Raw genomic sequence first — 25,027 nt, 5'->3', positions numbered from 1 at the left:
GGGGAGCTCAGGTGTTGAGTAGTACGGTCCGGAAGCACGGCCTTGCCGTGGCGGGGATCTGCGCGATGCTGCTGGTCGGCACCGCCTGCAGCGACACGAAGGCGGCCGATCCAGCTCCGTCCACCGGTAACTCGCCCGGTAGCACCACCAGCTCGAACACGCCCGGTACTTCGGAGACGCCCAGCGCGACGCCCACCGGCGACCCGGCCGCGGCGAACGTCCAGGTCGTGCCGGCCAAGGGCGCCTCCGCGGTCCGCCCGGACAAGCCGGTCACCGTCACGAGCGACGGCGGCGAGCTGTCCGACGTGACGCTGAAGGACTCCAACGGCGGCAAGGTCGACGGCAGCCTCAACGACAACAAGTCGGTGTGGACGTCGGAGCCGTCGCTGAAGCCCGGCGCGAAGTACACGCTGACCGGTACGGCGAAGGGCAGCGACGGCAACAGCGTCCCGATCACCTCGAACTTCAAGACGCTGGCCGCGACCAAGAGCCTGAAGGCCTCGGTCTCCCCGCTGAACGGCGAGACGGTCGGCGTCGCGATGCCGGTGCAGATCTTCTGGAACAACCCGGTCACCGACCGGGCCGCGGTCGAGAAGCGCCTCAAGGTGACCACCTCGGTCCCGGTCGAGGGCACCTGGCACTGGCTGAACAGCAAGCAGGTCAACTACCGCCCGAAGACGTACTGGCCGGCCGGCGTCAAGGTCTCGGTCGACATCGCCACCCAGGGAGTCAACGCCGGCGGCAGCGTCTGGGGCACCGCCAGCCGCAAGATCGACTTCGCCATCGGCAAGTCGGTGGTCACCAAGGTCGACGTCAAGAAGCACACGATGACGGTCGTCATCAACGGCAAACTGGCCCGCACCATCCCGATCACCGCGGGCAAGGACGGCTTCACCACCCGCAGCGGCACCAAGGTGATCATGGAGAAGTACGCCACCAAGCGGATGGACGCCCGGACCGTCGGCATCAAGCCCGGCGACCCGGAGTACTACGACATCCACGACGTGAAGTGGGCCCAGCGGGTCACGAGCTCGGGCGAGTTCATCCACGGCGCCCCGTGGTCAGGTGGCGCGCAAGGCCGCGACAACGTCAGCCACGGCTGCGTCGGCATGTCACTGAAGGACGGCCAGTGGTACTTCTCGCAGACGCTGCGCGGGGATCCTGTCGTGGTCACCGGCACGACGCGCGGCATGGAGCCGGGCAACGGCTGGACCGACTGGAACGAGACCTGGGCGAAGTACAAGGCAGGCTCGGCGCTCGCCTGACCTCAGCATCTCCAGCCGCCCGGATCCTTTGGATCCGGGCGGCTGCTGTTTCCCCACGCCAGCGCCCCGCTCGCTCCTGCGTCGCTCACTCCGGTGCCAGCTCCCACCCGCCCCAGACGCTCCTCCGTCGCGCGAGCGCGACCACGCTGGTGGCAGCCCGAATGCCGACTACGAGCCAGCTGCTGTTCCTGCCGCCCCACGGGCGCACCCACACCAGCTCCCGCCCCCGCGAGCACCCTCTCAGCGCCTGTTCTCTCCGCGCCAACCGACATAGTCGGCCACCGCCGCCGCGACATCGAAAGCAGGCTCGAAGCCCGTCTCCGCAGTGAGCCGCGTGATATCGACGTACGGATCAACCCCCGCGCCGTTCTCCCGCCCAGGCAGCAACTCCACATGAGACTCCGGCACAACCGCCCGGACAGCCTCCACCAGTTCACCGTTCGTGGCGGCTCGCCCGCTCGACACGTTGTAGGTGGAATGCCGGAGCTCGTCCGCATCCATCAGCAGCGCGATCGCCCGCCCGGCGTCTGGTGCGTAGCAGAGGTCGCCCCCGTCATCCGAATACAACGCCCGCGGCGTCTCGCCGCGCAGTACCGAGCTGATGTACGGCGGGATCGGGTTGAACGGCGAGTCCGGGTCCATCAGCGGGCCCCAAACGCTCCCGATCCTGAGCAGCACGGGCTGCACGCCACTGCCTTGGAGAGCGTTCAGCGTCAGCGGCTCGGCAGCTTTCTTGAACGCGACGATCGGGTGTGGCAGGTCAGCAGTCGGCAGGGAGAGCTCTTCGTGCCAGGGGATCTCGCTGCGTCCGGTGTAGACGCCGAGACTGCTGGCGACGGCAAACCGGCGTACGCCCCAGGCACGGGCGGCGGCCAGCGCGTTGAGCAGGCCCGTGAGGTCCGTACGGAAGAAGTCGATCGGATCGTCGCCAGGGATGCTGCCGGCGAGGTGCACGATGTCGCTGATCTCGTGCCGATCGCCGAGGGCGAGGAAGGCGTCCGGATTGGTCACATCGAGGGACTCGACCACAACTTTGCCGGTCAGGAACGACGGGAGCTCCGTCTGGCGGTGGGAGGTGACGACCACCTCATGTCCGAGGTCGACCAAGGCCCGCGCCGTGTGGGCGCCGATCATGCCCAGCCCGCCGGTGACGAGGATCATCGGACCACCTCGTAGTGCAGGTGCGTCACGCCGGGCGCCGGGACCGCGTCGATCAGCCGGAGCTGGACGTGCTCAGGCAGCGACTGGAAGAACGGTCGCCCGGCCCCGAGCAGAACCGGGATCTGATGCAGGATCAGCTCGTCGACCAGACCAGCCGCGAGCGCAGCCGTCACCACGCCGCCGCCCATCAGCGCGACGTCCTTGTCACCGGCCAGCTCCCGGGCGGCCGCGACCGCGTCCTCGATCCCGGTGGTGACCAGCGTCTGCCGGTCTCGCGTCTCCGGTACGGCGCGATGGCTGAGCAGGACCAGCGGCGCGTTCGGGTGCGGAGTACCGCCGTTGACCCAGCCGGAGTCGTCGTAGGTGTTCCGGCCGACCAGGCTGACGCCGACCCGTGCGGCAGCTGTGTCGAAGACCCGGGCGCTCGGCTCGCTCAGCTTGAATCCGTCGAACACCTGGCTCGGCGTATCGCCGTCGAAGTACCAGTCGAACAGCATCGACGCGTCACCGAGCCCGCGGCCGGCACTCGGATCGCGGCCGGTGATGTACCCGTCGACCGACACGGAAAGGGCGCTGAAGACCTTGCTGATCGCTGTCACGCAGGCGAACCTACGGGCGGTCGGCGATCGGTTCTTGAACAAATCGCGCACCGGATCACCGGAGGAACTTCTCCAGCGTCCCCGCCAGCTCCTCGGCATGACCAGCCGGGATCGAGTGATGACTCGCTGCGGGAAGCCGCACGACCCTCGCCTGCGGCGCCGAAGCGCCCATCCGACGGATGAGTCGCTCAGGATCATGAGTCCGGCTCCGACCGGCGACGACGACCAGCAGTTCGGCCTCGAGGTCCTGCGACTTCAGGTCAGGCCGTCGCGGCCGCACCGGCCCGGCCGCGGGGAACTCAGCCGCCAGCGCGGCAAGATCAAGCCAGTCGGGATCAACGTAGATGCCGCGTGTCTCCCACCGGAGAAAGGACCGGACGCGTTCCGGGGTCGGCCGCAGAAGCATCGGCAGCGCGCGAGCGATGTACGAGGGGCTCAGACCGGTGAAGCAATCCGTGGGGTCCAGCAAGGCGAGCTTCCCGACGCGCCCCGGCGACTGCAACGCATAGCTGAGCGAGACCCAGGCGCCGTACGAATGTCCGCAGAAGTCCGCTCGCTCGACACCCAGCCCGTCGAGTACGCCACCAAGCCACCGGTGCAGCTCCGCCTGGCTGCCAACCCGACCAGCACTACGCCCTGCATCGCCCACCAGATCAACCGCGAACACCCGCCGGTACTGCGCCAGTTGCGGCGCCACCCCGAACCACGCCGGCGACCCACCGGCGCCGTACCCGGCAAGCAGGACCAGGGGAGGGGCATCGACCGCCCCGCAGGCGTTCACTCGGGTGACCCCGAACTCACCCTCGACCTCGATCGATTCGGTCGGCACGCCCCAGCGGGCGAGCAAGCTGTCGTACGCGGCGAAGAACTCAGCGGTCATTCCCGCACGATAACTCACTCAGTGAGGTAAATTGCGGTTCATGCGAGAAGGAGTTCGTTCCACCGATCCAGAACGAGCGGCGGCGCTCGGGCTGATCCATCAGCTCCGCGAGGTCGCGCTGCGGCTGGAGGCGGCCGTGGGGGAGTTCGCGCGCAGTACCGGTCTGCACTCCACGGACGTCCGCGCCCTGATCGCCCTCCTCGACGCCGAGCGAGCCGGCGCGCCGGCGACACCCAAATGGTTGGCTGAGCGGCTCGGAATGACCTCTCAGGCGACGACGGCGGTCATTCACCGCCTGGAGGCCGCAGGCCACCTCGAACGGCTCAGAAGCCGCTCAGACGGCCGCAGCAGACACCTCGCGGTGTCGGACGAGGCCGTGGAGCTCGGTTGGACCTTCTTCGGCCCGCTGCTCAACCGCTTGGTCAGCGTGACAACTCCGCTCACGCCGGGGGAGCGCGGCACCGTCAGCGACTACCTGACCTCGGTCAGCAAGGCCCTCTGAAACGCACGAAGGCCCTGGCGGATCGCCAGGGCCTTCGTGCGTACTGCCAAGTGCCTAGTGCCGGTTGACCTCACGAGAACTGCCCTCGTCGAGCTCCACCGTCCCGGTGACGCCCTCGACGGCTTCGTGCTCGTCGTGGTGACCGTGCGAGTGAGCTTCCTCGATCTCCGCCGCGGTCGGCTTCTGCACCGAGTCCGCGAAGTAGAACGCCGACAGCTTGGCGCGCACCTTGTTCAGTGCCCGACGCGGGGCCCGTACGCCGTTGTCGTCCGTTTCCGGGCCGATCTCCAGCGGCAGGTCCCGGTCCCGGGCGGTGAGCGCGTAGGCCTCGTAGTTCGAGATCGGGGTGTGCTTCTCGTAGTACTGGCCCTCGGGGGTCCGGACGATGATGCCGGACTCCAGGCCGTGCAGGATGCGGTCGGTGTCGGCGCGCTGCAGCGAGATCGCGATCCGGCGGGTGGCCCAGAAGGCGAAGATCGGGCCGAGGAAGACCGCGAACCGCAGGAACCAGGTCACGTTGTTCAGCGAGACCCCGAAGTGGGTGGCGATCAGGTCGTTGCCACCGCCGATCCAGAGCAGGCCGTAGAAGGTGATGAACGCGGCGCCGATCCCGGTCCGGGTCGGCACGTTGCGGGGCCGGTCCAGCAGGTGGTGTTCGCGCTTGTCGCCGGTGATCCAGCCTTCGATGAACGGATACAGGGCCACCAGGGTGACGAACGCCGGCGGGATGATCAGCGCTGGTATCAGCAGGTTCCAGCTGAGCGTGACACCCCAGAAATGACTCTCGAAGCCAGGCATCAGGCGCACGGAGCCCTCCAGCCAGCCCATGTACCAGTCGGGCTGGGAGCCTGCGGTCACCTCGGCCGGGTTGTACGGGCCGTACAGCCACACCGGGTTGATCTGAAGCAGCGCGCCCATCAGAGCGGTGATGCCGAAGACGACGAAGAAGAAGCCACCGGCCTTGGCCATGTAGACCGGCATCAGCGGGTAGCCGACGACGTTCTTCTCGGTCCGGCCAGGGCCCGGGTACTGCGTGTGCTTGTGGTACACGACCAGGAACAGGTGCGCCGTGACCAGGGCCAGGATCAACCCGGGGATCAGCAGTACGTGCACGGTGAAGAACCGGGAGACGAAGTCGTCACCGGGGAACTCGCCGCCGAAGATGAAGAACGACATGTACGTGCCGACCACGGGGGAGGCCTGGATCATGCCCTGGGTGATCCGCAGACCGGTACCGGAGAGCAGGTCGTCAGGGAGGCCGTAGCCGATGAAGCCCTCGATGATGCCGAGGAACAGCATCCCGAAGCCGATCACCCAGTTCAGCTCACGCGGCTTGCGGAACGCGCCGGTGAAGAAGATCCGGAGCAGGTGAACCATCATCGAGGCGACGAACAGCACGGCCGCCCAGTGGTGGATCTGCCGCATCAGCAGACCGCCGCGGACATCGAACGAGATGTCCAGGGTGGAGGCGTAGGCCTCCGACATGTGCAGGCCCTTGAGCAGGCTGTACGAGCCCTGGTACTCGACCTCGGCCATCGACGGCCGGAACCACAGGGTGAGGAAGACGCCGGTCAGCAGCAGGATGATGAAGCTGTAGAGCGCGATCTCGCCGAGCATGAAGGACCAGTGGTCCGGGAAGACCTTGCGCAGGTTCTTCTTGCCGAGCTTGCCGATGCCCAGGCGGTCGTCGACCCACTTGACCGGTGGGGGAAAGTCTTTGTCCGACACGGTTGTCACCCTCGTTCCCAGAAGCTCGGGCCGACCGGCTCGGTGAAGCCGCTCTGCGCGACAAGGTAGCCCTCTGCGTCCACGGCCAATGGTAGCTGCGGCAGCGGACGGGCGGCGGGGCCGAAGATCACCTTGGCGCCGTCGGCCAGGTCGAACGTCGACTGGTGGCACGGGCAGAGCACGTGGTGCGTGGTCTGCTCGTACAGCGAGATCGGGCAGCCCACGTGGGTGCAGATCTTGGAGTAGCACAGGATGCCGTCGATGCCCCAGTTCTCGCGGCCGGCCGGGGTACGGATCTCGTTCGGAGCGATCCGGACGACGATCACCGCCGCCTTGGCCTTGGCGTTCTGGTACTCGACGCCGCTCTCCTCCTGCATTGGCGCCAGGTTGGCCGGCGCCGCGTTGACCAGCTGGCCGACCACCAGGTCGGACGGCTTGATCGGGCGCAGCGTGACGTCGTTGACGACCCGGATGCCCTTGGCCCAGATGGTGTCGTACAGCTTGCGGCCGGGCAGCGGGCCCAGGTCGCGCAGCAGCACGATGGCAGGCAGGCCGAGCAGGCCCATCGCGCCGATCAGTGACCGGCGGATCAGCTTGCGGCGGCCGAAACCGGACTCGGCGGCGCCCTGCTGGAACGCCTCCATGATCTCGGTCTTCTGCTGCGGGGTGGAGTGCGCGTCGTGCCGGTCCTCGGCGACCTCGGTGTCGACCATCAGCTTCTTGGCCCACTGGATCGCGCCGGCGCCGATCAGGAACAGCGACAGGCCGAGGCACAGACCGATCACCAGGTTGTTGGCGTTACCGGTCAGCGGCCCGAACTCGAGGATCGAGTCGCGCGGGATCGCGAAGTACGCCACGCACGAGCCGAGCGCGAGCACGCCGGCCAACCCGAACATGGTGGCGACCTGGCGCTCGACCCGGTCGGCGGCCTTCGGATCGATGTCGGTGATCCGCAGCTCGTGCGGCTCGACACCCGGGTCCGGGATCGGTTCGGCCAGCACCACCTGGTTGTCGTGCTCCGCGGGGACCGCGGGCAGGTTCTGCTTCTCGTCGCTCATTCGGCCTTCGCTCCCTTGGCCTTGACGCCCTTGGCGCCGATCCAGACCGCCACGCCGACCAGCAGGCCGATACCGACCAGCCAGCCCCACAGACCCTCGGAGACCGGGCCGAGCCGGCCGAGGCCGAAGCCACCGGGGTCTTTCTGCTGCTCGAGAGCATGCAGGTACGCGATCACGTCACGCTTGTCGTCCGGCTGCAGGACCTGGTCGGAGAAGACCGGCATCTGCTGCGGGCCGGTGAGCATGGCCTCGTAGATGTGCTTGGGGTCGACGTTCATCAGCGACGGGGCGTAGCGGCCGTTCGGCAGCGCGCCGCCCTTGCCTGCGAAGTTGTGGCACGCCGTGCAGTTGGTCCGGAACAGCTCGCCACCGCGGGTGACCTGCTCGTCCGTGGCCTTGCTGATGTCGTACGAGTCCGCCGCCGGAACCGCCGGGCCGGGGGCCAGGCTGGCGACGTACGCCGCCAGCGCCTCGGTCTCGGCCGCCGTGTACGACGGGGTCTTGCGGGGGATCTGCGCGCCGGGCTGCATGGCGGGCATCCGGCCGGTACCGACCTGGAAGTCGACCGCAGCGGCGCCGACACCGATCAGCGACGGCCCGGCGAACTTGCCCTCGCCGTTGCCACCGCCTTCGGCGTTCAGACCGTGGCAGCTCGCGCAGCCGACCGCGAAGAGCTTCTTGCCCTCTTCGATCTGCTGGGACTGGGCCGAGTTGTCCGCCACCGCGTTGTCAGGGGCGAACGCGGCGTACGCGGAACCCACCGCCAGGAGGCCGAACAGGAGCACGACGAGGCCGGCTGACCGGTGCCGTCGTCGCGCGGAGAGGAAGCGCGCCGGTGACAAGGAATGTCTCTTCTCACTCATTTGAGCAGGTAGATGGTTGCGAACAGGGCGATCCAGACCACATCGACGAAGTGCCAGTAGTACGACACGACGATGGCGGAGACAGCCTGTTCGTGGGTGAACTTACGAGCCATGTACGTCCTGGCAAGGACGAACACGAAAGCGATGAGACCGCCGGTCACGTGCAGACCGTGGAACCCGGTGGTCAGGTAGAACACCGACCCGTACGGCGACGACGAGATCGTCATGCCCTCGTGGATCAGGGTCGCGTACTCGGTCACCTGACCGGCGATGAAGACCGCGCCCATCAGGTAGGTGAGGATGAACCACTCACGCATGCCCCAGGCGCGAACGTTGCCGATCGCGCCGGTCCGGCCGACCTTGCCGTGCTCGGCGGCGAACACGCCGAGCTGGCAGGTGACCGACGACAGCACCAGGATCGTCGTGTTCACGGCCGCGAACGGCACGTTCAGCATCTCGGTGGACGCGTCCCAGAGGGACTCCGCACCGGATACCGCGGCAGCGGTCGTTACCGACCGGATGGTGAAGTACGCCGCGAACAGGGCGGCGAAGAACATCAGTTCGCTCGAGAGCCAGACGATCGTGCCGACACTGACCATGTCGGGACGGTCGTGGTGTCCGTGTTCACGAGACGCTGGGAGCGCGGTTGCAGTGGCCACGGCGTCATTATGTCGGTCGAGGTATCTGACAGCACGCCCACCCCCATGCATGTCGGCGACTTCCTGTTTCTACTGTGGGACAGTGCTTCCCCTCCACGCCGGACCAGGCGACCAGATCGAGCCGTTCACCGCGGTCAGGCTGCTGACCGCCTGGACCTTCGAACCGGTGTTACTCGCGGTGATCATCGTGGTCGGCGCCCTCTATCTGTACGGCGTCCACCGGCTCCGCGCACGGGGTGACAGCTGGTCCCGCGGCCGCACCTTCGCCTTCGTCGGGCTCGGCCTGGGCAGCGCGGTGATCGCCACCCAGTCGGCGCTCGGCACCTACGACACGGTGCTGATCAGCGTGCACATGGCGCAGCACATGATCCTGTCGATGCTCACCCCGCTCGCGATGGCGCTCGGCGCGCCGGTGACGCTTGCCCTCCGCACCCTTCCGCAGCGACCCCGCGGATGGTTGCTCTCCGTGTTGCATTCGGGCTTCGCCAAGGTGATCTGCTTCCCGATGATCGGCTTCACCCTGTTCGTGCTGAGCCCGTGGGCGCTCTACTTCAGCGGCTGGTACGACGCGACGCTGCGCTCGACCGCGCTCCACGATCTTCTGCACGTGCACTTCATCGCGGTCGGCGCGTTGTTCTTCTGGCCGCTGCTCGGACTCGACCCGGTGCCCGGCCGGGTGATCTACCCGTTCCGGTTGATCCTGACCTTCCTGACGCTGCCGTTCCACGCGTTCCTCGGCATCACGATCATGTCCGCGAACAAACTGATCGCGGAGGACTGGTACACCAGCTTCGGCCGCTCCTGGCCACCGTCACCGCTGCGTGACCAGTACATCGCGGGCGGTCTGCTGTGGGGGTCGGGCGACATCGTCGGGCTGATCTTCTTCGGCGTCCTGTTCGTCCAGTGGGTGCGTCAGTCCCAGCGCGAAGCCAAGCGTGAGGACCGCCGACTCGACCGGTTGGAGGAGCAGGCGCGCAGAGCCGGGCAGCCGCCCCGGTAGCATGCGCGGTGTTGTTGCATGTCCACTCGTCACAGACACACAGCTTGGGATGAATCGATGAGCTCAGAGCGTCCGCTGAAGGTGCTGGTCTACAGCGACGACCGCACCACGCGGGAGTCCGTCCGGCTGGCCCTCGGGAAGCGGCCTGCCATGGACGTGCCCGAGATCGAGTACTTCGAGTGCGCGACCGAGCCGGCCGTGATCAAGCTGATGGACAAGGGCGGGATCGACCTCGTCATCCTGGACGGCGAAGCGGTACCGGCCGGTGGCCTGGGAATCGCCCGTCAGCTCAAGGACGAGATCTTCCAGTGCCCGCCGATCCTGGTGCTGATCGGCCGCCCGCAGGACGCCTGGCTGGCGACCTGGTCGCGCGCCGAGGCGGCGGTCTCGCACCCGATCGACCCGATCCGGCTCGCCGAGGCGACGGCCGACCTGCTCCGGCAGCGGGTCGCCAAGCTGCCCGCGACGACCTGATCCCGGCGTCGTGGCCGCCCCGCTGGATTCACCCGCCGGTACTACGCCTGGCGGGCGTTCGCTGACCTGGTCGCAGGTGCTCAACCCGCTGCTGCGGCACGAGGATCTCGACGCCTCCGCCACCGCGTGGGCGATGGAGCAGATCTTGTCCGGCGCTGCCAGTCCCGCGCAGCTGGCGGGGTTCGTGATCGCGCTGCGCTCCAAGGGCGAGACCGTGTCCGAGGTCGAGGGCATGGTCTCGACCATGCGCGAGTTCGCGACCCGGATCGAAGTACCGGGCCGGACGCTCGACGTCGTCGGTACTGGTGGTGACCAGGCCCACACTGTGAACATCTCCACAATGTCGGCGATCGTCGCGGCCGGCGCCGGAGCGAAGGTGCTCAAGCACGGCAACCGGGCCGCCTCGTCGGCCTGTGGTGCTGCCGACGTGCTCGAGGAGCTGGGGATCCCGCTCAACCTCACTGCTGCGCAGGTCGCCGAGGTGGGGGAGCGGGCGGGGATCACGTTCTGCTTCGCTCCTGCGTTCCACCCGGCGCTGCGGCATGCCGCAGTACCGCGTCGTGAGCTCGGGGTGCCGACCACGTTCAACCTGCTGGGCCCGCTGGCCAACCCGGGCAACCCGTCGGCGCAGGCCGTCGGCGTCGGGGACGGACGAGTGGCCGGGCTGATGGCCGGCGTACTGGCCCGGCGCGGGATCGACGCGCTGGTCTTCCACGGCGACGACGGGCTGGACGAACTGACCACCCGGACGACGTCGCAGGTGTGGACGGTCGGCCGCGGGGTCGTCGACGGGCCAGAAACGCTGGACCCGCGAGAGCTGGGGATCGCGCCGGCGGCACCCGAGTCGCTGCGGGGTGGCGATGCGTCGTTCAACGCGAAGGTCGTCTGGGCGCTGCTGGACGGCGAGCCCGGACCGGTGCGCGACGTAGTACTGCTGAACGCGGGCGCGGCGCTGGCCGCGCACGAGGGCAGCACCGGCCCACTGGTCGCCCGAATCCGCAGCGGAATGGACCGCGCGGCCGAGGCGATCGACTCCGGCGAGGCCAAGAACGTCCTCGACCGCTGGATCGCCGCCTGCGCCGAGGTCCGTTCCTAGCTCTCTGTTCCTACTGGCCGGCTCAGCCGCCGATCTTGATCTCCTGGACCTTGGCCCGCCAGTCCGTGATCTGGGTCGGCGTGCTGCCGGCGATGTCCGCGACCGCGACATCCGCGGTGCCGTCACCCCGATCGATCACGGTGACCAGCACGGTCGAGAAGGTCTCCTTCAACATCGGCTTGTTCACCACCACCTTGATGCTGAGCTCATGCGACGGATGCCCGGCCACGGTCCCCGGCACATGCGCGGCCTTCCCGATGAACTGCACCTTCTCGTCGTACAACTCGACGATCGCGGTAGTAGCGGCCTGAACGGTCGCAGCCTTCCGCCCGGCCGGGGTGTTCACGTACTTGACCTTGTTGCTGAGCCCACCAAAGGCAACATAGTTGCCCCAACTCGCCTTCTTGCCGTCGTACTTCTCATGCACGGTCAACCAGGCAGAAGCCCCGCCTACCAGCCCGATCCGGTCAGCCTTCCCGTTGTCCCGCCAGGCCGACGTCATCAACGGCATCGAGTCATTGTTGAAAGCAACAATGTTGGACCCCAGCACCCGCCCCTCCGGCGGCGGAGGCGTAGTAGGCGCCGCCGACGGACTGACAGTCTCCAACGGCGCCGGATTGGCCGAAGGCAACGAAACCGGCGTCACGGCGTCAGCCTTGTCCCAGATCCAGTTGACGCTGAGCCCGGTCACCAGCAGGGCACCGACTACCAGTCCTACAAGGCCGACGAGTCGGCCGCTTTTGCCGCCGTCGCCGCCGGGTGGCACGTCATCGACAATCCCGTAGGCCTCGTCACCACCGCCATACGGCACCCCACCGTCACGCGGTACGCCGTACTGCGAGGCCTGGCCACCGTCGCGCGGTACGCCGTACTGCGAGCCACCGTCACGTGGTACTCCGTGCTGTGAGGCCTGGCCACTGTCGCGCGGCACGCCGTGCTGCGAGGCCTGGCCACTGTCGCGCGGCACGCCGTACTGCGAGCCCCGGCCACCGTCACCCGGCGCTCCGTACCGCGGATCCCCGCCGACTCCACGCGGCGCGCCGTGCTGCGGGTCGCCACCACCCTCATGCGGCACCCGTCCACCGCTCAACGCCTGCGCTTGCCAGCCATCCACAGGCTGCCCCTGCACGCCGTACCCGCCAGGCTGCCCCTGCGGACCACCCTGACGAGATCCCTGCGAACCAGGCGCCCCGGACTGCATCCGCTGACCACCCTGCCCGTACGGCCCCGACTGCCCGCCCGGCCCAAACGGCCCGGGCTGCCCGCCTTGCACATTCGGCCCCGGCTGTCCTTGCGGACCGTGCCCTTGGGGACCAGGCCCTTGCGGACCACCAGGTCCCTGCGGGCCACCCTGCCCATATGGCGCCGGTCCCTGCGGGCCACCCTGTCCATACGGCGCCGGTCCCTGCGCACCGCCGCCCTGTCCCTGACTACCGGCCTGCCCCTGCAAGCCCGCCTGACTCGGCGGCCCCACCGGCCCTCGACCACCCGGCTGCCCCTGAGCACCAACCTGACGCGGACCAGCCTGCCGCTGCTCACCAGCCGACGGCCCGTACACCCCCTGCCCGTCACCAGTCCCCGACCCGACCGGCGGCGGCGCGTACGGCGCACTACCTGCCACCGGCCCGCTCGCCGCAGGCCCGCCTGCTACACGGCCAGGCGCGGACCCGTCCCCATCACGGCCACTCGCCGCTCCGTCCTCAACACGTCCGCTCACCGGCCCACGAGGCGCCGGGCTGTACGACGTACCGCCGGCAGCTGACCCGCCCTGCGCACCACCTACCGCCGGACCCTGCTGCGGACCCGAGTACCGCGGACTACCTGGCGCAGGAGCATCCGACTGCGACTGCGACTGCGCTGGCTGCTGCGGCGCCTCCGGTTGGTCCGACTGCGACGACGGCTCCTGTGACTGCGATGCCACCTGCGGCTGCTGCGATCGGGATGACTGCTGCTGCACCTGCGGCGACGGAGCCTGCGGTGCGAGGGACTGCGACTGCGACTGCGCTGGCTGCTGCGGCACCTGCGGCTGAGATGGCACCTGCGCCGACGGCTGAGCCTGGGGCGACTGCGACTGCGACTGCGACTGCGACTGCGACCTCGGCACCTGCTCCTGCTCCAGCGCTTGCGGGCCCCCGACAGCCGGCGCCGTGCTCGCACGGTACGGCGGGGGAGGAGGCGGCGCAGGCGCGCGCGACTGACCCATCAACGGATCATCAGAACCCAAAGCACCTCCCGAGCCCTCCAAACCGTCCGCAGGTTCAGCCGAGTCAGCGGCCTCAGAAGCCGCAGCCGGTGAAGACTGAGTGGAGAACCAGTTGTCAGCAGGCAACGACTCTTGAGAGGAAAACCACTCCTCAGCAGTGCCCTCGTCCACCGGGGCGACGCGGTCGACGCGATCGGCAGGCGCAGGCGGCGGCGCGGAGTGCCGCGCAGGCGAGCGGGGCGGCGGCGGAGACGGTGGGGGCGGGGTGTTCTCGTTCTCAGCCAACGTTGATTCCCTCGTAGACCTTGCCTTCGACCGTCCTCAGGTCCGGCCGGTTGGCGGGGATGTCGCTGATGTAGGCGACCGCGGTGCCGTCGCCGAGGTCGAAGACGGCGACGGTCAGGACCAGTACCGAGGTGACCTTGGGCGACTTCGCCGTGACGGACTGCTGGAAGTACCAGCCCGCCTTGTCGGAGCGCTTCACCGCGCCGCTCTTGAGCGTCTTGAACGTCACCGGAATGTTGCCATAGGCACTCTTCTGCACCTGCCCGAGCAGCGTCGTCGCGGTCACCTTCGGGTCGCCGCTGAACGGCGTCGCGTTGCTGAGCCCGCCGACGAACATGTCCGCGTACCAGTCGTTGGTGCCGTCGAAGTCGGTCTGCAGGGTGATGTACTGCCCGCTCGAGTTCACCAGTTGCTTGATCAGCCGCTTGCGGTCGGACCAGTCGCCGGCCTGCCGCGGGAACGAGATCGCGTCCGAGCTGATCCGGTCACCCTCGTGCAGCTTGGGATTCTTCGACTGCCCCGCGTTGGCACCAGGCGTCGTCGGCCCGCTGCCGGTCGGCTGCGGTGTCGGCGTCGGGTCGGCGGTCTTCTTGTCACCCTGGTTGGTGATCAGGAACACGCCCACCACGATCAGGATCACCAGCGCGATCGCACCACCGATGATCAGCGAAGTCTTGTTGAAACCGCCTCCGCCACCGTCACCACCACCGGCCTTCCGCTTCCGCGTCCCACCACCCTGTGGACCGTCACCACCCTGCCAAGGCGAGGCCTCACCACCCTGCCAAGGCGAGGCCTCACCACCCTGCCAAGGCCCACCGCCCTGCTGCTGCGCGGTCGACCCCCACTGATTACCGGTCTGCGGTCCAGCCGCCTGCTGCGCGGCCGAGCTACCCCACTGGCCCGCATCAGCTTCCTGTACTCCGCCAGTTCCCCAACCGTCGCCGGTCTGCGCGGTGGGAGTGCTACCCCAGACACCCTGCTGGCTCGCACCCGCGCCACCTTGCTGGCTCCCAGCCGCATCACCTTGCTGGCTGCCTGCCACACCACCTTGCTGGCCACCGCTCGAACCCCAGCCATCACCACCCGACTGCTGCGAGCCAAAACCACCCTGGCCGCCGGCGCCTGTCTGCTGAGCAGCAGAACCGTCCTGCCCACCAGCACCCGCTTGCTGCGCCGCAGCTGCGTCTTGCCCAGCACCTGTCTGCGGTGTGGCAGAGCTACCCCAACCGCCAGTGCCGCCCTGCTGCGTGCCAGATGCACCCCAGCCTTCGCTGGCGCCCTGTTGGGTGCCGGATCCAGCCCAGCCTTCGCCGCCGGTCTGCTGGGTCCCGGACGCGCCCCAGCCGTCGCCGCCATGCTGTTGCGTGCCGGATGCAGGCCAGCCTTCGCTGGCGCCCTGTTGGGTGCCGGATCCAGCCCAGCCTTCGCCGCCGGTCTGCTGGGTCTCGGACGCGCCCCAGCCCTCGCTGCCACCCTGTTGGGTTCCGGATGCAGGCCAGCCTTCGCTGCCACCCTGCTGCGTGCCGGATGCAGGCCAGCCTTCGCTGCCGGTCTGTTGTGTGCCGGAGGTACCCCAGCCTTCCGCGCCGGGCTGCTGCGAGCCGGAGGCTCCCCACCCAGTGGCATTGGCTGCTGGCGTCTCGGAGGCGCCGGTCTTGTCGTCCGCAGACTGCTGCGTGCCGGACCCGCCCCAACCGTCGCCACTAGTTGCCTGAGACGCAGAGGCGTCCTGGCCGTCGCTGCCGGTTTGCGGCGCTGCAGCACCGTCGTGATCGCCAGCACCTGTCTGGGGCGAGGGGGAGGAGCCCCAGCCGCCGGTGCCGGTCTGCTGTGTCGCGGAGCTGTCCCAGCTGCCGGTGCCGGTCTGCTGTGTCGCGGAGTTGTCCCAGCCACCGCTGCCGGTCTGCTGCGTCGCGGAGCTGTCCCAGCTACCACTGCCGGTCTGCTGCGTTGCGGAGTTGTCCCAGCCCTGGCCACCTGACTGTGGTGCGTCAGAAGCACCCCAGCCCTCGGAACCTGTCTGCTGTACGCCGGACCCGTCGTGGTCGCCGGCAGTCGTCTGCGGTGGGGTTGAGGACCCCCATCCCTGTCCATCTGACTGGGGTGCGTCCTGGCCGTCCGACTGGGGTGCGCCGGAGTTATCCCAACCTTGGGCGCCCGCCTGCGGTGCGCCGGAGTCGCCCCAGCCATTGGTGCCGGTCTGGGCTGCGCCGGACTCGTTCCAGCCGCCGGTGCCGGTCTGGGCTGCGTTTGGTCCGCCCCACGGGCTGGTGTCGGTCTGCTGGGGGTTGGAGGCCCACTGGGGGTTGTCCGCGTCGTTCGGCTGCTCTGAAGGCGGCTGATTGGTTGCGCCTTGGGCCGTGCTGTCGTCCGCCTGAGTCGTCCACGGCGTAGTACCGGTCTGTGCCTTGCCTGCTGTTGGCTCATGGCCAGAAGTAGCTAGGTCGTCGCCGGCGGACCATGGGCTGTCGGCGGGCTGCTGTCCCCAGGGAGCGACCTGGGTGATCTCGGAGTCGCTTGTCTGCTCGGGGGAGTCGACGTCCTGGTGGACCGAGTTGTCGATCTGGGTGGTCTCCGCGTCGGTTGACTGTCCCCAGGCGGGTGCACCGGTTGCCGCGCCCGCTGCAGTACCCGACTGCTGGCTCCAGCCGCTGGTGGGCTGGGGGGACGTGGTGGGGATGACCTGGGTGGTGTCGGCGTCGGGGGTCGGCGCGGGGTCCTTGGGGGTCGGAGCAACCGTTGGTGGTTCTGTCCAGTTGGTTGTCGACCAGGACTGCGGCTCGGGCTCAGGGTCGGTGGCCGGGTCGGGCGTCGTGCTGGGGGCGTCGGGGGCGAGTTGGAGCTTCCAGCCGGTTTGCTGGGCCGCTACTGCCTCTTCGCGGGTGATCGGCTCGGCGCCCTCCGGGGGGAGGGGGCGCTGGGTCCAGTGGCCTGCTGCGGTTGATATCTCGGCGGGGGCTTTCCAGGTCGACTTGGCTTTTTCCGCGGGGGACAGCTCAGAATCGGTCGAGGTCGGCCAGGCAGAAGTCGCTGTCGAGTTGTCCGCCGCTGGGTTGTTAGGCGCCGAGGTGTCAGACGACGGAGTGGCGGACGATGTCGACGAGCCCGAGCTCGGCCAACCGGAGGAAGCGCTGGACGTCCCGCCAGCCGGTGTGTCGGCTCCGGCAGCGTTCGAGCCGGTACCCGCATTGGTTGTCGACGAAGTACCGGCAGTATCCGCCGAGGCGGAGCCGGAGGAGCCCGAGCCCGAGCCACCGGCACCAGCCCCCGGTTCCGGTCCTTCCTGCTCAGTTCGATTCGTCCACTGGGTCCCGTTCCACCACCGAATGGTGTCGGGCTGCCCGGTGGGGTCCGGATACCAGCCGGCGGGAGGGTTGCTCATGCGTTCACCGTAACTTCAGCGCGTGTCAGTCTGTCGGGCCGTTCGTCCTTCAGAAACCCGATTCCTCGCCGAGGCTGAAGGCTGCCTCCAGGTCGTGGGTGGAGTAGGCGCGGAAGGCGATGTGCGTCTCGGTGCTCAGGACGCCGGGCACCCGGTTCACGTGGTCGGGGATGACGGTGGCCAGGTCGTCGTGGTGTGCCACCCGGATCATCGCGATCAGGTCCAGACCACCGGTCACGGAGTACACCTCGCTGACGCCCTCGATCGCGGCCACCTGCTCGGCGACCTCCGGGATGCGTGCGACGTCGGCCTTGATGAACACGATCGCGGTGACCATGTCGTCCTCTCCTCGAATCCAGCCCTACCGCGCTGAAGCATAGTGCGCGCGGGCCGGTTCAGATCTTCGGGAACCGCGGAGCGTCCAGCACCCGGTAGTTGTACATCCGCCCCTCGGCGTGGTCGATCAGCACGGTGAACCCAGCCTCCTTGAGGACACTGCACAGCGCCCGCACGATGATCTCCGAGGCGGTCACCACGTACGAGAACAGCCCGCTCGTCATGTCCTGGGTCAACACCTTCTCGACGTACTCCGGACTGCCGGTCACCGGCGGGTCCCAGTCCAGGGTCACCCCGAACGGTGCGATCGCGTTGACCCAGATGTGCGCGCCGGGCGGCAGCCCCTTCGGATCCCCACCCGGTACGACGGACGCCGGGAACCCCATCCGGTCCAGCTCGCGCCGCACCTCCTCGGCCAGCTTCCGCCAACTGTCGACCGCCTCCACCGGAGCCCGGTACGCCGAACCGTCGTGCAGATGCGCCGGCGTGAAGAACTGGAACGGATCAGTCACGGGGTCAACTCTGCCTGACACCCGGACGATCAGGCAGTTGACTGGCCGTTTCGTGAGATAGCCCTCCCCATCAGGAACGCCGAACCGTGGCGGTGAAGCTGGTCGACCAACCACCAGCGGTCTCGCCCGTCTCGTCATCCACGATCCGGGTCACTTGCAGCCCCGCCTCCGAACACAACCGCTGGAACGTCTCAGGCGTATGCCAATGAATGACCCACTCCCGATCCGCGACCTCGACCCCCTCGGCAGTGACCCGCTCGTACCGAGTAGTCGTCACCCGCGTCCGCTCGCCACTGTCATAGCTCTCCGCCAACGGCGTGTACCTGAGCTCAACCCCCGGCCCGTCCTCCGTGGTCCGTGCTACCCCGAGCTCATCAGCAGACGTGGGATCAGGCACCCACAACGGAATCAGCGCCGACCCGTCAGCCGTCAGATGTTCGCGGATCGCAACCAACGCCCGCAGCGCGGTCTCGTCATCGGCCAGCAGATTGAACGTAGGCCCGGCGAAGTAGACCGACGCATAACGCCGCTCCAACTCCAGTTCCTCCATCCGCTGTTGGAAGACCCGTACTCCGATCCCGCGCCGCAACGCGTTCTCCCGGCAACGCTCGACCATGTCGCCGGACGAATCGACTCCGTCGACCTCGAGCCCCGCCGCGCACAGCTCGAGCAGCGGCTCACCATCGCCGCAGCCGATCTCCAACCCAGGCTCGCCGTGCCGCCGGACGAACTCCAGATAAGGCCCGGCGTCGAAGCTCGTCGACTTCAGCTTGGCGTAGGCGTCGACCACGATGCCCGAGTAGAAGTCAGCAGGTTCCATGCCGAACAGTTTCACGGCAGTCCGCGCTGTGCGACCGATTAAGAGCGAGCGGTCGCGCCCAGCGGCCGCATCCGGCGACGGCGCTCACTGGGGTGGTGATGAGCCTCGGAGTGCGAGTTGTCGAGCCGGGCCACGTGCCGGCCGGCGCCGCTGACCGGGCAGGTCCAAGTGCCGTCCATCTCGACCAGGCGGACACCGGGGGAGTCGAGCCAGCGCAGTACGAGCTCGATCTCCTCCGGGGAGGCCGAGGCGACCGGGCCGATGCCAGGCAGGACCGTCTCGGCGGACGCGCGGAGCATCTCGAGGTACTTGCGTGGATCCGTGCCACGTGGGCTGATCCCGGCCGCCGCCAATCGGCCGCGGCGGATCACGTGCAGCTCCCAACCCCCGTCATCGGTACGCCGGGCCGCGCAGATCTCCGCGCACCCGGTGACCGACGACATCCGTTGCATCTTGGCGCTGCTGCGGACGAAGGCGCTCAGCCGATCACGGTGCACCGCGGCATCCTCGAACCGCTCATCCGCCGACAACACATCGATCCGCTGGTCGAGCGCGGCCACCACCGGCGCCGGGTCGACGGTCAGCGCCAGCCGCAACCCGTTCACCAGCGACCCGTAGGTCTCCGGTGAGATCCGCCCGTCGCAAGGCGCCACGCAGCGGCCCATCTCGACCAGCACACACGGCGATCCCTGCGGCGACCGTGACATCCGGTCCGTGCACTGCCGGATCGGGAACGCCTCGTGCAGCGCCGCCATCGCCCGCTCGGCCGTTTTGCGGGAGGTGAACGGCCCGAGGTACGCCGCCTCGTCGTCACGCACCTGCTTCACCAGCGACAACCGGGGGAACGGCTCGACCGTGACCTTCAGCCAGTGTTGCCGCTCGGGGAACTTCGAGCGCCGGTTGTACCGCGGTTTGTGCTCGGCGATCAGCCGCAGCTCACGGATCTCGGCCTCCAGCGCCGTACCGCACTCGATCCCGCGCACGCCGGACGCGATCCCGATCATCTCGCCGATCCGGGTGCGTTGCTCCGAGGCGGTGAAGTACGACCGGACCCGGGTGCGCAGGTCCTTCGACTTGCCGATGTAGAGCACTTCGCCGCGATCGTCGGTGAACAGGTAGACACCAGGGGCGTGCGGCAACGACTCCGCGAGATGCCGCTTCGCCCGCACCTGCGGCGCCACCCGGGACGAGAACGTCTGCAGATCCTCCAGCGTCTGCACGCCGAGCGAACCCACCCGCTCGAACAGACCGTGCAGTACGTCGACCGTGGCGCGCGCGTCCGACAAGGCGCGGTGGTTCGGCGTGACGGTAGTCCGGAACAGCTTGGCCAGCGTGCCCAGCTTGCAGTTCGGCGTCTCGTCCGGCGTCAGCACCCGGCGCGCCAGCGTCGCCGTGTCGACGACGACGAAGTCGGGCCAGTCGTAGCCGTGCACCTGGGTGTCGTGCTTGAGGAAGCCGACGTCGAACGGCGCGTTGTGCGCGACCAGCACGCACCCGCGGGCGAACTCCAGGAAGGCCGGCAGCACCGACTCGATCCGCGGCGACGCCGCGACCATTCCGTCGGTGATCCCGGTCAGCACCGCGATGAACGGCGGGATCGGCTCGGCCGGATTGACCAGCGTCTGGAACTCGGCGACCAGCTCACCACCGCGCACCTTCACCGCGCCGATCTCGGTGATCCCCGATTCGCCCGGCGCTCCACCGGTCGTCTCCAGGTCGACCACGCAGAACGTGACATCGCGCAGCGGCGTCCCGAGATCGTCGAAACTCGGTTGCACACCGCGGATCGGCAAGGCCGGGGCGGCGGCGCGATCCGGCGGTGAGCTGCTCATGACGACGACGCTAGAAGCCGCCACCGACAATTCCGCTCCGGACACGCGGCAGTACCGACTACGCTCTGGGTATGCGTACACAAGCGATCACCGTGAATCCGGGCTCCCTGCCCGGTCGCTGTGGTCTGCATCACTGGCTGTGCCAGGGGGCCGTTCCGACCGGACTGCGGACCGGTGGCTGAGGCAGGCACCGCCGCGAGCTCCGCTGCCACCACCTTGCCCGAACCGGTTCGGCAACGGGTTCTGAACCTGGCCGCCCAGGCGCTGGGGCAGTTGCCCGCGACAGACATCCCACCCCCGCTGCGGCGGTTCGCCAGTTTCGCTCCCGGCAAGCGCGCGAAGCTGTCCGCCTCGGTGCTCGGCCCGATCCTGGAGACCGACGATCACTTCCGCAAGCTGGTCGCCTTCGAGGTACGCCGTGAGCACCCCGAGCTGGGGGACGCAGTTGCCGACGGCCTCGCCGTACCGGCCGCGGAGCCGACCCAGGTCGCCGCGCTCGCCTATCTGCTCAGGCCGGACGACTGGGAGCAGCGCGTCGCCGATGCCGCCCAGTTGCCGCCGGAGAAGCCCGCTGTCGACGAGGACGTGGTCAACCGGCTGCAGGACCAACTCGACCAGGCCCGGACCGAGACCCGCCAGGTGCGCGACCGGCTGCGTGAGCAGATCACCGAACTGAAGGCCGAGAACGTCACCCTGCGCCGCAAGCTCAACGAAGCCCGCCTGCGCATCACCGGCCTGCAGACCGATCTCGAGCTGCGCACGACCGAGGCCGAGACCGCCGACGAACGCGTCGACGCGGCGCGCTCGGAGGTCGATCGCGAACTGCGCAAACTCCGCGCCCGGATCACCGAACTGGAAGCGGTCGAGCACGCGGCCCGTCGTACTGCGGGCCAAGAGCGCGAGCTGGCCTCGACCCGCACCCGCCTGCTGCTGGACACGCTGGTCGAGGCAGCGGGAGGACTCCGTCGCGAGCTCACCCTGCCGCCCGGGGGAGACCTCCGCCCGGCCGACACAGTGGCCGGCGTCGAGCCCGCGACAGCACCCGTCGGCCGTACTGCGCCCGACGACGACCCCGCGCTGTTCGACGAGCTGCTCGCGTTGCCGCAGGTCCACCTGATCATCGACGGCTACAACGTCACCAAGACAGCCTGGCCGACGACACCGCTGCACTCGCAGCGCCAGCGGCTGGTCACCGCGCTCGGCGCCCTGGTGGCGCAGCGCCGGATCGAGGTCACGGTCGTCTTCGACGGCGCCGAGCTGTCCGGCCCGGTCCAGCTGAACCCGCCGCGCGGCGTCCGGGTCCGGTTCAGCCCGGCCGGCGTGATCGCCGATGAGGTGATCAGGCAACTGGTCCGCGCCGAGCCGCCGGGCCGGCCGATCGTGGTCGTCTCCACCGACCGTGAAGTTGCCGAGAGCACCGTCACGATGGGCGCCCGCGCCTTGTCCGCAACGACTCTGATCAACCGCATCGCGCGCGGCTGAAACCCCGCCCGAATCCGGGGCCGAAACCGGCCGCCTGTCCGCCGTACTCCGAAACTGTCGGTGGGGTTCTCTAGCGTCCTTCTCAGCCGGATGCAAGTCCGGGTGCTTCCCCACCTTGGAGGACGTTGTGCTGATCGACTGCGACGCGTGTGTGATGAGAGGTCCCGGCTGCTCGGACTGCGTGGTCAGCGTGGTGCTCGGGATGCCGCCCGAGCAGAGTTCGCTGCGGGTCGACGACGACGAGCTGGCCGCGCTCGGCGTGCTGGCTCAGTCCGGTCTGGTGCCGCCGTTGCGACTGGTTCACGCCGTTGAGAGCGTGCAATCGCAAGATCAAACCGGTCCACAGGCCGCTGCCGGTTCGGCCTGACCCCGACTGCCTGAGAACTGCCGGTCATCCGCCTGTTACCCACAGTCGCGCCGAAATAGCTTCGTCCCCGTCAGTCGAACGACTACTGGGGAGATGAAGATGCAGGACACGAGCTGGGGACGGTTGAGCGGCCGCTGACGGCCGGGAGTTGGCGTGGTGAGGTGGCGCGGTCCGAGCCGGCCGGTCACCTCGACGGGATCAGGACCCGGCCTGCGTCAACCGATCGAGAGCGGTCTGCAGGTCCAGCCGGCGAGGATCACCGAGGTCCTCGGCGACTCGCAGGGCGGACAGGTACGCGGATCTCGCCTCGGGGATCCGGCCGAGCTGCACCAACGTCTTGGCGGCGGCCTCGTGGCCGTTGATCAGGCCGTCGGGGTTGTTGGTCCGCTCCGCCAGCACCGCGCTCTCCCGGAACAGGGCGAGGGCCTGGTGCGGTTCACCACTGAGGCGCATGATCTCGGCCAGCGCGCCGAGACAGGCCGCTTCCACCTCGGCGGCCTGGAGTCGCCGGCACATCGGCAGGACCTGTTCGAAGGCGTCCTTGGCCTTGCCGACCTGCTCACTGCGCAGATGGAGGAAACCGGCGTTGAGGATCGCCAGCATCGCGCCGTACTCGTCGCCGTCCTCCTCGGCGATCCGGGCGCACTCGGCGTAGTAGCCGACGGCCAGGTCGTCCTCGCCGCGGTCCGCCGCCAGGATGCCGAGCGCACTCAACGCCCGCGCGAGCGGCAGCCGGTGGTTGCCTTCGCGAGCGATGGCGGCGGCTGCTTCGAGGTACTCCTGGGCGAGGTCGAGCTCGCGCAGCTCGCGATGGGCGACGCCGAGGGCGCAGCGCAGGATGCCTTCGCGTTCCTTGTCGCCGAGCAGGTCGGCGGCCACCAGCGCGCGCTGGTGGGTCGCCAGCCAGACCGGCCACACCTTCCGGCGGGCGAAGTAGTCGATCATGCTGGTCGGCAGCTGAACCGCGAACCGGTACTGGCCGGTGCTCATCGACAGCTCCACGGCGTCGGCGACGTTCACCAGCTCGTCGGTACACCATTGCCCGGCGGCGTCCGGAGTACTGAAGGTCTCGGTGACGACGCCGTCCAGCGGCGGATCGATCGGTGTCCGGACACGGGACGGGCGCAGCTGGTGATTGGCGGCGTCGGCAGCCTGCAGGTAGTAGTCCAGGGCGCGGCGCAGTGCGGGCTCGTCGGGTCCGGAGCAGCGCTGGGCGAACAGTTTGACGAGGTCGTGCAGGCCGTAACGTCCGGCGGTTCGCGGCTGGACCAGGTTGAGCGCGACGAGTCGCTGCAGCGATTCGGCGGCCGTTGCGACGTCCGACGCCATTAGCGAGGCCACCACGTTCGGGCCGAACGTAGTACCAGGGAGCAGGCCGAGTCGGCCGAAGAGCAACTTCAGCTCGTCGAAGAGCCGGTCGTAGGAAACCTGGAAGGCGGGGAGGACCGAGGCCGCCGGGTCGTCGGGCAGCGAGAGGCGCTCCAGCCGGTCAGGCGCTGCAAGGGCATCCGCTGCTTCGCGCAGCGTGCGTTGGTCTCCGAGCGCGATCCCCGCCGCGACCACCCGAATGGCCAGCGGCAACCTGCTGCAGAGCTCGATGATCTCGCTGGCAGCCCGCCGATCGCCGTCCACCTGAGCCGGCCCGACGATGCCCCTGAGCAGCTCGCCCGCTTCCGACCCCGTCATCGCGTCCAGCAGCAACGGCCGCGCCCCGTCGCGAACGATCAACCCGGCAAGCCGCTCGCGACTCGTGATGATGGTCGCGCAACTGGGCGACCCAGGCAGCAACGGCCGAACCTGCTCGGCGGTCGCCGCGTTGTCGAGCAGGATCAGCAGCCGCCGATCCGCGATCTGCGAGCGAAACAACGCCGCGCGCTCCTCCACCGAAGCAGGCTGATCGCCCGGCTGAACATCGAGCGCGGTGAGCATCCTGCCCAGCGCCTCAGCCGGGTCGAGCGGCAGCTGCCCCGGCGTGAACCCGTGCAGATCGACGTACAGCTGACCGTCCGGGAACCGCGCCGACGCCCCATGCGCCCAGTGCACCGCCAACGCGGTCTTACCACTCCCGCCGATCGCCGTGATCGTGACGATACGAGCTGACGGGCGGTCGGAGACGAGATCGTCGAGCTCACGCAGCTCGGAGAAACGGCCGGTGAAGTGCACGTCGGCGGCCGGCAGCTGCTGCAGCCGGGTCGGTTGCGGCTTGGCGACCGGCGGGGGAGTGTCGTCGGCGATCAGCGCGAGCAGTTGCCGGGTCTCCTCGTCGGACAGCTCGAGCGCGGTCGCGATCAGCCGGATCGACTTCGCCCGCGGCTTCTGCACCCGCCCGGACTCGAGATCGCGCAGCGACCGCTCCGACAGCGAGGACCTCTCGGCAAGCTCTTCCTGGGTCAGTCCCGTCCGCCGGCGAAGCGCACGCAACTGTTGGCCGATCTCGGTCAATTCCATCCTTCACGGGGCGGCGGCATCTCCGAACCGCCATCCTACGGACCCCTGCCGACCCGGGCGCGCGGAGGTGACGGT

General features: G+C 68.8%; 21 protein-coding genes. 7 read left to right on the top strand and 14 right to left on the bottom strand.

What is annotated here, in order from left to right; all coding sequences use genetic code 11:
* Positions 1-11 precede the first annotated feature (11 nt).
* The gene (locus AB0P21_RS06465) at positions 12-1,265 is read left to right on the top strand and encodes an Ig-like domain-containing protein (protein ID WP_363694201.1); all 1,254 of its coding nucleotides are present in this window, start codon (positions 12-14) and stop codon (positions 1,263-1,265) included.
* 240 nt (positions 1,266-1,505) lie between these two features.
* Here the strand turns inward: AB0P21_RS06465 and AB0P21_RS06460 are convergent, their stop codons facing one another.
* From AB0P21_RS06460 to AB0P21_RS06450, 3 genes are read right to left on the bottom strand one after another with little or no spacing between them, the layout of a single operon-like run.
* Entirely contained in the window at positions 1,506-2,426 is a 921-nt protein-coding gene (locus AB0P21_RS06460; RefSeq protein ID WP_363694199.1) for an NAD(P)-dependent oxidoreductase, read from the bottom strand.
* Positions 2,423-3,025, bottom strand: coding sequence for a dihydrofolate reductase family protein (locus AB0P21_RS06455; RefSeq protein WP_363694198.1), 603 nt, complete (start codon positions 3,023-3,025; stop codon positions 2,423-2,425). The genes AB0P21_RS06460 and AB0P21_RS06455 overlap by 4 nt, the downstream gene beginning before the upstream one ends.
* A 55-nt stretch (positions 3,026-3,080) precedes the next feature.
* Positions 3,081-3,905: an alpha/beta fold hydrolase gene (locus AB0P21_RS06450; RefSeq protein ID WP_363694196.1), complete on the bottom strand. Its 825-nt coding sequence runs from the start codon at positions 3,903-3,905 to the stop codon at positions 3,081-3,083.
* 40 nt (positions 3,906-3,945) lie between these two features.
* Between AB0P21_RS06450 and AB0P21_RS06445 the strand changes: the two genes are divergently transcribed.
* The gene (locus tag AB0P21_RS06445; RefSeq protein WP_363694194.1) at positions 3,946-4,407 is read left to right on the top strand and encodes a MarR family transcriptional regulator; all 462 of its coding nucleotides are present in this window, start codon (positions 3,946-3,948) and stop codon (positions 4,405-4,407) included.
* 54 nt (positions 4,408-4,461) lie between these two features.
* Here AB0P21_RS06445 and AB0P21_RS06440 read toward each other — a convergent pair whose 3' ends face one another.
* The 4 genes from AB0P21_RS06440 to AB0P21_RS06425 are packed head-to-tail and all read right to left on the bottom strand — an operon-like array spanning position 4,462 to position 8,655.
* Positions 4,462-6,135: a ubiquinol-cytochrome c reductase cytochrome b subunit gene (locus AB0P21_RS06440; RefSeq protein ID WP_363694192.1), complete on the bottom strand. Its 1,674-nt coding sequence runs from the start codon at positions 6,133-6,135 to the stop codon at positions 4,462-4,464.
* Positions 6,136-6,140: 5 nt separating this feature from the next.
* Complete coding sequence (locus AB0P21_RS06435; RefSeq protein ID WP_363694191.1) at positions 6,141-7,193, bottom strand: Rieske 2Fe-2S domain-containing protein; 1,053 nt, start codon at positions 7,191-7,193, stop codon at positions 6,141-6,143.
* Positions 7,190-8,056 carry a c-type cytochrome gene (locus tag AB0P21_RS06430; RefSeq protein WP_363694190.1) on the bottom strand — a complete coding sequence of 289 codons (867 nt, stop codon included), beginning with the start codon at positions 8,054-8,056 and terminating at the stop codon, positions 7,190-7,192. The genes AB0P21_RS06435 and AB0P21_RS06430 overlap by 4 nt, the downstream gene beginning before the upstream one ends.
* Positions 8,053-8,655: a heme-copper oxidase subunit III gene (locus tag AB0P21_RS06425; protein WP_363694432.1), complete on the bottom strand. Its 603-nt coding sequence runs from the start codon at positions 8,653-8,655 to the stop codon at positions 8,053-8,055. Before AB0P21_RS06425 ends, AB0P21_RS06430 begins: the two co-directional genes overlap by 4 nt.
* Before the next feature lie 142 nt (positions 8,656-8,797).
* On the opposite strand from AB0P21_RS06425, the gene AB0P21_RS06420 reads away from it, so the two are divergent.
* The 3 genes from AB0P21_RS06420 to trpD are packed head-to-tail and all read left to right on the top strand — an operon-like array spanning position 8,798 to position 11,285.
* Positions 8,798-9,715 (top strand): cytochrome c oxidase assembly protein, encoded by a 918-nt coding sequence (locus AB0P21_RS06420; RefSeq protein WP_363694188.1) that lies wholly within the window; start codon positions 8,798-8,800, stop codon positions 9,713-9,715.
* Positions 9,716-9,772: 57 nt separating this feature from the next.
* Positions 9,773-10,189, top strand: a complete 417-nt coding sequence (locus tag AB0P21_RS06415; RefSeq protein ID WP_363694186.1) for a hypothetical protein — start codon at positions 9,773-9,775, stop codon at positions 10,187-10,189.
* Positions 10,190-10,199: 10 nt separating this feature from the next.
* Positions 10,200-11,285 carry an anthranilate phosphoribosyltransferase gene (gene trpD, locus AB0P21_RS06410; protein ID WP_363694185.1) on the top strand — a complete coding sequence of 362 codons (1,086 nt, stop codon included), beginning with the start codon at positions 10,200-10,202 and terminating at the stop codon, positions 11,283-11,285.
* A gap of 22 nt (positions 11,286-11,307) precedes the next feature.
* On the opposite strand, the gene AB0P21_RS06405 is transcribed toward trpD, so the two are convergent.
* The 6 genes from AB0P21_RS06405 to AB0P21_RS06380 all read right to left on the bottom strand — a co-directional run bounded on the left by AB0P21_RS06405 (position 11,308) and on the right by AB0P21_RS06380 (position 20,655).
* A complete protein-coding gene (locus AB0P21_RS06405) occupies positions 11,308-12,399 on the bottom strand; it encodes a hypothetical protein (protein WP_363694184.1) in 1,092 nt (363 codons plus the stop codon).
* 1,366 nt (positions 12,400-13,765) lie between these two features.
* Positions 13,766-17,155, bottom strand: coding sequence for a hypothetical protein (locus AB0P21_RS06400; protein WP_363694182.1), 3,390 nt, complete (start codon positions 17,153-17,155; stop codon positions 13,766-13,768).
* 49 nt (positions 17,156-17,204) lie between these two features.
* Positions 17,205-17,492, bottom strand: coding sequence for an Lrp/AsnC ligand binding domain-containing protein (locus tag AB0P21_RS06395; RefSeq protein ID WP_328322457.1), 288 nt, complete (start codon positions 17,490-17,492; stop codon positions 17,205-17,207).
* A gap of 58 nt (positions 17,493-17,550) precedes the next feature.
* Positions 17,551-18,003 carry a hypothetical protein gene (locus AB0P21_RS06390; protein ID WP_363694181.1) on the bottom strand — a complete coding sequence of 151 codons (453 nt, stop codon included), beginning with the start codon at positions 18,001-18,003 and terminating at the stop codon, positions 17,551-17,553.
* Between the two features lie 70 nt (positions 18,004-18,073).
* The gene (locus tag AB0P21_RS06385; protein WP_363694179.1) at positions 18,074-18,823 is read right to left on the bottom strand and encodes a class I SAM-dependent methyltransferase; all 750 of its coding nucleotides are present in this window, start codon (positions 18,821-18,823) and stop codon (positions 18,074-18,076) included.
* A 38-nt stretch (positions 18,824-18,861) separates the two neighbouring features.
* Positions 18,862-20,655: a DEDD exonuclease domain-containing protein gene (locus AB0P21_RS06380; protein ID WP_363694177.1), complete on the bottom strand. Its 1,794-nt coding sequence runs from the start codon at positions 20,653-20,655 to the stop codon at positions 18,862-18,864.
* A 174-nt stretch (positions 20,656-20,829) separates the two neighbouring features.
* Between AB0P21_RS06380 and AB0P21_RS06375 the strand changes: the two genes are divergently transcribed.
* Positions 20,830-22,137 (top strand): NYN domain-containing protein, encoded by a 1,308-nt coding sequence (locus AB0P21_RS06375; protein WP_363694175.1) that lies wholly within the window; start codon positions 20,830-20,832, stop codon positions 22,135-22,137.
* A 127-nt stretch (positions 22,138-22,264) separates the two neighbouring features.
* Positions 22,265-22,504 carry a hypothetical protein gene (locus tag AB0P21_RS06370; RefSeq protein ID WP_363694173.1) on the top strand — a complete coding sequence of 80 codons (240 nt, stop codon included), beginning with the start codon at positions 22,265-22,267 and terminating at the stop codon, positions 22,502-22,504.
* Positions 22,505-22,702: 198 nt separating this feature from the next.
* Here the strand turns inward: AB0P21_RS06370 and AB0P21_RS06365 are convergent, their stop codons facing one another.
* Positions 22,703-24,946, bottom strand: coding sequence for a helix-turn-helix domain-containing protein (locus tag AB0P21_RS06365; protein WP_363694172.1), 2,244 nt, complete (start codon positions 24,944-24,946; stop codon positions 22,703-22,705).
* Between the last annotated feature and the right edge of the window lie 81 nt (positions 24,947-25,027).

Source organism: Kribbella sp. NPDC056861 (genome assembly GCF_040687575.1).
Classification (GTDB): domain Bacteria; phylum Actinomycetota; class Actinomycetes; order Propionibacteriales; family Kribbellaceae; genus Kribbella.
Note: the sequence above shows the minus strand (reverse complement) of the source record. Positions and strands in the feature narration are given on the sequence as shown.